The sequence below is a fragment of the Vasconcelosia minhoensis LEGE 07310 genome, from assembly GCF_015207255.1.
GTDB lineage: Bacteria > Cyanobacteriota > Cyanobacteriia > Phormidesmidales > Phormidesmidaceae > Vasconcelosia > Vasconcelosia minhoensis.
In genome coordinates, this window is the sequence record NZ_JADEXG010000043.1 from 40,754 (window position 1) to 47,678 (window position 6,925).

The 6,925-nt window shown below is 53.2% G+C and carries 9 protein-coding genes; 3 read left to right on the forward strand and 6 right to left on the reverse strand.

Annotated elements, in window-relative coordinates; genetic code table 11:
* The first annotated feature begins 22 nt into the window (after nt 1-22).
* Complete coding sequence (locus IQ241_RS16900) at nt 23-394, forward strand: response regulator (RefSeq protein WP_193909342.1); 372 nt, start codon at nt 23-25, stop codon at nt 392-394.
* A 283-nt stretch (nt 395-677) separates the two neighbouring features.
* Nucleotides 678-1,322, forward strand: a complete 645-nt coding sequence (locus IQ241_RS16905; RefSeq protein WP_228021792.1) for a hypothetical protein — start codon at nt 678-680, stop codon at nt 1,320-1,322.
* A 119-nt stretch (nt 1,323-1,441) separates the two neighbouring features.
* On the opposite strand, the gene IQ241_RS16910 is transcribed toward IQ241_RS16905, so the two are convergent.
* Nucleotides 1,442-1,618: a hypothetical protein gene (locus IQ241_RS16910; protein ID WP_193909346.1), complete on the reverse strand. Its 177-nt coding sequence runs from the start codon at nt 1,616-1,618 to the stop codon at nt 1,442-1,444.
* 480 nt (nt 1,619-2,098) lie between these two features.
* Between IQ241_RS16910 and IQ241_RS16915 the strand changes: the two genes are divergently transcribed.
* The gene (locus IQ241_RS16915; RefSeq protein ID WP_193909347.1) at nt 2,099-3,796 is read left to right on the forward strand and encodes an amidase family protein; all 1,698 of its coding nucleotides are present in this window, start codon (nt 2,099-2,101) and stop codon (nt 3,794-3,796) included.
* Between the two features lie 67 nt (nt 3,797-3,863).
* On the opposite strand, the gene IQ241_RS26020 is transcribed toward IQ241_RS16915, so the two are convergent.
* From IQ241_RS26020 to IQ241_RS16940, 5 genes are all read right to left on the reverse strand, one after another.
* Nucleotides 3,864-4,004, reverse strand: a complete 141-nt coding sequence (locus IQ241_RS26020; protein ID WP_193909349.1) for a hypothetical protein — start codon at nt 4,002-4,004, stop codon at nt 3,864-3,866.
* Nucleotides 4,005-4,063: 59 nt separating this feature from the next.
* Nucleotides 4,064-4,261 (reverse strand): HEPN domain-containing protein, encoded by a 198-nt coding sequence (locus tag IQ241_RS26625; protein ID WP_193909351.1) that lies wholly within the window; start codon nt 4,259-4,261, stop codon nt 4,064-4,066.
* A complete protein-coding gene (locus IQ241_RS16930) occupies nt 4,261-4,605 on the reverse strand; it encodes a nucleotidyltransferase domain-containing protein (RefSeq protein ID WP_193909353.1) in 345 nt (114 codons plus the stop codon). Before IQ241_RS16930 ends, IQ241_RS26625 begins: the two co-directional genes overlap by 1 nt.
* A gap of 82 nt (nt 4,606-4,687) precedes the next feature.
* A complete protein-coding gene (locus tag IQ241_RS16935) occupies nt 4,688-5,398 on the reverse strand; it encodes a dienelactone hydrolase family protein (protein ID WP_193909355.1) in 711 nt (236 codons plus the stop codon).
* 90 nt (nt 5,399-5,488) lie between these two features.
* Entirely contained in the window at nt 5,489-6,397 is a 909-nt protein-coding gene (locus IQ241_RS16940) for a helix-turn-helix domain-containing protein (protein WP_193909357.1), read from the reverse strand.
* Between the last annotated feature and the right edge of the window lie 528 nt (nt 6,398-6,925).

A 6,925-nucleotide genomic window follows, 5' to 3' on the forward strand; every position in this document is an offset into this window, starting at 1 on the left:
AAATTCTGTTAGGAAAGCAGCGATGTCTACTAAGCGTATTTTAATCATTGATGATGAGGACGACATTCGAGAAGCGACTCAGCTTTGTCTAGAGATCACCGGCCAGTGGGATGTTTTGAAGGCTAGCAACGGTAAAGAAGGAATCGCGATCGCGGATTCACAACAGCCCGATGTCATCCTGCTAGACATGATGCTGCCTGAGATGGACGGGCTGACCATTTTGCAAAAGCTGCGAGAAAATGCAAAAACCCAGCAGATTCCAATTATCATCCTAACGGCAAAGGCGCAGTCCCACGAAAAGCAATACTTTGACCAGCTAAAAGTGGCCTCGGTCATCACCAAACCCTACGATCCGCTAACCATATCAGACCAGATCTTTTTAGCGATCGCTTAGTCCGATTCAAACAGCGCAAACTCATCTGTAGCGTTTTTACAGCTTAAGCTTTTCCAATTGGCCGGACAAAGCTAGCCGCACAAGCAGCCTGTGCGTTATGATATTTAGCCTGGCGTTTAAGAAGGCCGCCGAGGATATGCAAGGTAGCTTATCGCTTTTCCCTGAAGAATATAGGGTCACTGAGCAGGACGGACGGAAGTATACGCGGTACTGTTTGCTCAGCGCTGGAATATTGGTCGGGGTATATGGGCTCGCAATCCTACCTATCCTCCCGCTAGCCGCATTGCCTATCGCTGTGCTATTGCTGCTGCCCCGCTGGATGATTAACTTCCACGAGCTGCTCCATATCTATGATCAGCAGCAGATCAATCCTGTGATCCGACTGATGGGGGTAAGTCCGCTACCGCTATCGGTCATTTCCCTGAGCTATAGCCAGGTTCGGACATTGCATTTTGCCCATCATGCAGCGCCCGCAACCGATGCCGACCCGGATGCCTATCATATTCGAGGCAGCTGGCCACAGTCGATTTTTAACGCCTTTGTATCCCCCGAGCAAAGTGCTATCCGCTGGATCGCTAAGCATGGACTAACGCTGCAGCTCAGCTTAGACCTGGCAACCAAACTGATTATCCTGGGCGGCTTGACCTGGGTAGGAGGACGCGCTTTTCTGTGGCTGTGGCTGTCTCTGCGACTGGTCTATGGGCTGGGTGATATCGCCTTCTTTCGCATGATCCATCATCGAGAGGGCGAATATGGCACCTTTGCGCTGCCTTTACCCAGCTGGCTGCTCGCCTCAGGTGAGCTAATCTTTGGTCAGACGGTCATTCAGGCCACCATCCACCATGATATTCATCACCAGAATCCTCGAATTGCTGCCCGCGCTCTGGCGGCAGCCCGAGACGATGCAATTGCCGCTGGAACAGCATAATGCAATGCGAAAGCGATCGCTGAAAAGCCCCGACTAAAAGCCGGGGCTTTCCCATAAACAGCATTCAGTGGGCCAACAAGCTGACCTCCATCAGCCTGCTGGCATCCAGCTCGAGAACGCTACTTCGGATTGCGCTGGTTTCGGTTGTATATGTTGAGCTCCGTCAATGAGACATCCCCATCGCCGTTCAGGTCGGCAGCTAAGTCGTTCAGGTGGGTTTGACCGGCATAGGCAACCGATGAAATTGTCAAGCTAGAGAGCAGAACAGTCAAACCAGTTAATAAAAAGCGTTTCATAATAGGCCTCCTTAAAAGCGAGATTGCTTAACTCATTTCCTACAGTTCCATCGTCAGCTGCAAGGCTGAGAGGTGGGTTAATGTATTCTGTGATACATTTTAATTTTGACTTAGAAACCTATGAGAAATCGGGTAGCGTTCTAGAGGCAATGATGGGGTCGTTTGCCTCACAACAGGGTTTTGCGATTGTGTAGTGTTAAGTACAGTAATCCTACGGATTCTACAGATATTATTGATTCGTCTTCAGAAACCAAGTACCAATTAGGCTATTTGTTACTCAATCGCCGGGCCTGTTCCCGGCTTTATCCGGTGAAGCGATTGAGCATGATAAAGCGCCAGCCTGCAATGCTGGCGCTCGGTGCGTTAGGAATGCGATTTGTGAAACGCTGTTGTTGAGTCCTGCTTGGCTGAGGAGACAATTACGCCTTTAGCCCATAGCCGTTCTGGTTCATCTTTATTCTGGGGGTATCCGAGTTCATGATGAGTTTTGCCAAACGAGCCGCGATCGCGATCGCAACGCCGGTTGCCGTCTATGCCACTATCCCTAACGCTGCTAGGGCAGCCGTATTTCGGCTTCAGGAAGCGACGGTGTCAGACATCAACAAAGCCTTCGATGCTGGAGCCCTATCATCGGAATCGCTAATTCAGCTGTATCTGAACCGGATTGAGACCTATGACGACGAACTGAACTCGATTATTAGGGTCAATCCAAACGCGCTTGAAACTGCCCGGGCGCTGGACCTAGAGCGCCAGATTAAAGGCCCCAGGAGCCCGCTGCATGGGATTCCTGTCATTCTCAAGGATAACTATGACACGTTTGACTTGCCGACGACGGCAGGGTCGGTTGTGCTCAAAGGGTCGATTCCGCCCGATGATGCTTTTACCGTCAAGCAGTTTCGCGACGCGGGGGCGATCATTTTAGCGAAGGCAAATATGAGCGAGTTTGCCTCTGGGGTTCCCGGGGGCTCGCTACAGGGGCTGACCCGCAACCCCTATGAGCTAGACCGCAGCCCGTCTGGCTCTAGCGGTGGTACGGGCGCGTCGATTGCCGCTAATTTCGGCGTGATTGGGACAGGGAGCGATACCGGCGGCTCGATTCGCGGTCCCGCTGCCGCCAACGGCCTAGTCGGCGTTAAGCCAACCCTGGGACTCACTAGCCGGGATGGCATTATTCCCCTCGCCCTCTCCTTTGACGTTGGTGGGCCGCTCGCCCGTACGGTGGAAGACGCCGCGATCGCGCTGGGTACCATGGCTGGGATCGACCCCAGCGATCCGGCAACTCTAGACAGCGCCAGTAAAACCTTCGACGATTACACCCCGTTTTTAGACAAGGATGCGCTCAACGGGGCTCGGATTGGCGTTGCGCGGGACTTTTTTGGTCGCAATCCCGAAGTAGACCAGATTATTACAGACGCGATCGCAACGTTGGAACAGTCGGGTGCAGAAATCGTAGACGCCCTGTTCTTCCCAGAGGAAGTGATTGAAGATAAAGGCACTATCTATACGCGCATCCGCTGGCCTGAATTTAAAGCGCAGATTCCTGACTATCTGGCCACGATTGGCGACGAATATCCTAAGACACTGGCTGAAATCATTGAGGTGGCGGAGCAGGATGACTTTTTTGAGACCTATTCGACCCGTCTAGATCTGTTCAGGGTAGAACAGGATAGCGTACCGCTCACCGATCCAGATTATATCGATGCGCTCACCAATGGCCGTGCCCTGGTCCGCAATTCTGCGCTCAATCTGCTGGAGCGTAACAATCTCGATGCGCTGATCTATCCCACGTCGGGCTGTCCAGCTAGCCCACTCCCGGGTTTAGAAGATCCCACCTATATCTGTGAGCCTGGCCCATCGCCGACTAATATTGCCAACATTTCTGGATTTCCGGATGTTCAGGTGCCCGCTGGATTTACGTCAGATGAACTGCCCGTCTCGCTTTCTTTCTTCGGAAAAGCCTATAGCGAACCAACCTTACTGGGGCTGGCCTATGCCTTTGAGCAGGCAACTCAGGTTCGAATGCCGCCCTTACTCTTCCCAGCACTAGCAGGTGAGGTCATTGAGTACGAGCCAGTCCCCGAACCGGGAGCGGCAGCCGCTCTGATCGGATTGGGTACTGTGCTGGTTGGTTTCAAGTTCACTAAGCGTCGGCAATGGCTCAATAGAAGAAGCGGGTAGGGCCGAGTAAATCAGCTTGGCTCAGCTTTTGGAGGCAGTTGTTTCAGATTGGAATGTGGCTCCGTTGCTAAGAATTGTTCAAAAGCTGATGCATCTCTTGAACAAAGCCTGCTGCATCTTGGAGCAGCTGTTCGACTTGCTCAGGCTCGAAAGTAAATAAAACTAGATAGTCTGCTGTTTGGCGACTTTCAAAGGCACGATCAAACACCTTGCCCCATATGGAGGCTAAATGTCCTGGTTTGACCAGCTCCCGGTGAACTGCGCCTCTCAACCCAGAATGTTTGGCAACTGTTTTCCTCGTTGAAGCATGACTGCGCTAGCTGCATAGAAGCAAGCATAATAGGCACGATTGACGGCAAAGTCTAACCGGTCTGCCTGAAGTTCTGACCGAGCCGAATCTAACGCCTGAGATGCTTTCTGCAGCAGATAGTCGATGATGGCTTCAGATTGGGAATCTTTCCTCATTAAGCCGCTACACCATGTCTGTCAATCTCATCGTGTATGGGAAGCAGACTGTAGGGGCCAGTCATCCATTCGGTACGAGTCACAATCAGGGTGCTGATGACGACATCGTAGACTAGCTCTTGGTCAAAAAGCGTATCAGTAATCGTATTGCGCTCTTGCCAAGTCAGCGGTCGCCGAGTAAGCACGAGTAGGTCTATGTCGGACTCTTCGGTATCTTGCCCAGAGACTTTGGAACCGTAGAGAATGACCTGCTCTACTGGGAACTGATTGAGTAGTAAATCAACGGCTGCCTCAATGGCAAGCCGGTCATTCTCCTTTAACGGTAAATCAGCAATGATTTGCATAATGTAGGGAGATACTGGTTTACGCCTAGTTCCGATCATAGCGGAATTTGCAATACGCTTGAGGTCTAAGTTAGCAATATATCTACAGGTGAGCCTGAAAAAACGAGATCAGCTCTTGCCAGGCGTCTTTGGCGGCTGCCGGATGGTAGGATGAACGCTCGTGGCAGAAGAATCCGTGATCGGCCTCTGGGTAGACCTTCAGCCGATATTCTTTGCCCAGTTCATCAAACCTAGCGTCGATTTGCCGAACGCGATCGCGCGAAATAAACGGGTCGGCTCCGCCAAAGAAGAGATAAACGGGCACCGTAATCTCTTTCACAGCCTCAATCCACTCATCCAACACCATTCCATAGAAGGGGGCCGCAGCGGCAATGCGATCTGAGAATCGGCAAGCCGTCAAAAAGGTCAGCCCGCCGCCCAGGCAAAATCCTGTGACCCCAATTCGCTCAGGGTCTACGTCTGCACTCGATGCGAGGTAAGCCAGTGCGGCCTCAAGGTCTGCTTCAACAGGCTGACCAAAATCCAGCCGCCACATCATCGCCGTCGCTGGCTCAACCTCGTCATAGCCAAAGGTATTGGGCGGTCGCTCTCGGTAGTACAGGTTTGGAGACAGCACCGTATATCCTTCATTGGCAATGCGGACAGTGACTTCGCGGATATGGGAGGTCAGGCCAAAGGCTTCCATCAGCAACAAGATGGCAGGCTGGCGGCCAGTTTTAGCTGGTTTGCACAGAAAGGCAGGCATCTGACCGTCAGGCGTGGCAATCATCACTTCAGCAGTTTCAATCTGCATGACTTTCTCCTAGAGAATCTGCTGACAGCTTAGAAACTGGGCGGTTTGGTCTCTAGAAGAAAATTGCGGCCTTTTAGAACATTCCTGCGCTCAGCCCTGATGGAATTGGGCAGGCGTCATCCCCACGATGCGTTTGAAGCAGCGAGTTAGATGGCTCTGGTCACAAAAGCCAACCCTAAGCGCAATTTCAGCCAGGCTCTGGTCGCTATGACGCAGCAGATACTGGGCCTGCTCGACCCGACGCTGCAAAATGTATTGGTGGGGCGTAGTTCCTACGCTGCGCTTAAACAGGCGGACAAAGTGGTAGGGGCTGATTTGCGCGATCGCGGCCAGCTTATTCAGCTTCAGGTCTTGAGCCAGGTGAGCGCTGATGTAGTCTTTAACCTGGGCCAGCTTCGCGTCAGACAGGCCGCCACCATAGCTGAATAGCCTGGGCTGGGTGGCACAATAGTGCCGCAGCAGGTGAATGACCAAGGCGGTCTTGAGGCTGTCCACCATCAGCGGACTCCCGAGACCAGGGGCCTCTACCTCTGCGCTCAGGGCGGAGAAGATGTTGCAAATCAGCGGATCGCGGTCAGTCATGAACCGAGGGATCAGCTCAATCTGGTCGGGGTTGACCCAGTCTTGACCCATCTGCTCAAGTAGCTGGGGCTCAATGGCTAGTACCATAAACCCAGCCGCACTATCCCAGCTACAGCGATGGGTAATCCCGGCTGGAATCATCGCAATCGCTTCGGCCTGGCGCTGTTCTAGGCATCGTTTGCCGTCCAGCCACCGGTCGCCGGCAGCGCAGCGGCCCGATGCGTCAGGGAGCCCTAGCGCGATCGCGTGCAGGGTATGCCGATGCTCAGCCGTCGCAAATTTGGGCTGCTGATAAAGCTCTAAATGCAGGTCGTCCCAGCCTGAGCTGGAGAAAACAGCAGGGTTCGGCAGCAGCTGCTGGGTCGCATTGGCCTGGCGGTGATCGAGGACCTGAATGTGCGGTTTCGCGTTCTCCATAGGCTTATTTTACAAAGTAGCTCAGTCAAAGCGGCTCAGGAACCCGGCGGCTCAGCTACAGGATAGCTCAAAGCGGTCTGTGCTGAGTTTCCTCACCGGGGGTGATGAACAACATCGAGCAAGGTGCATGTACTTTGGCGGTGTGCCATGCCCCGCGCGGCACGAGCACATATGACCCGGTCGTACGCAGCGGTACAACCTGCTCCGCTCCATCCTGCTCCAGAATCAAATCGGCCTGACCTGAGAGCAGGCATACCAGCTCTTCTCCGGCGGGGTGCATTTCCCAACAGTCCCAGTCTTGGTCAAAGCTAAAGTGTGAAACGAGCCGTTTACCCCTGAAGTTGCCGAATTTGGATGCGAGATCTTCGAAAACGCGATCGCTCACCGCAATGGGGATGGCCGGGAGTGCGTCATCATTTAGCGAGAGAAAAACCACTATAGAGGAGTAGGACGCAGAGAATAGATGCCATGACCCCCGAGCAAAACCAGCAGCTGCAAGCTCATGTCAGCGAAATTGCCAAGCTCCTG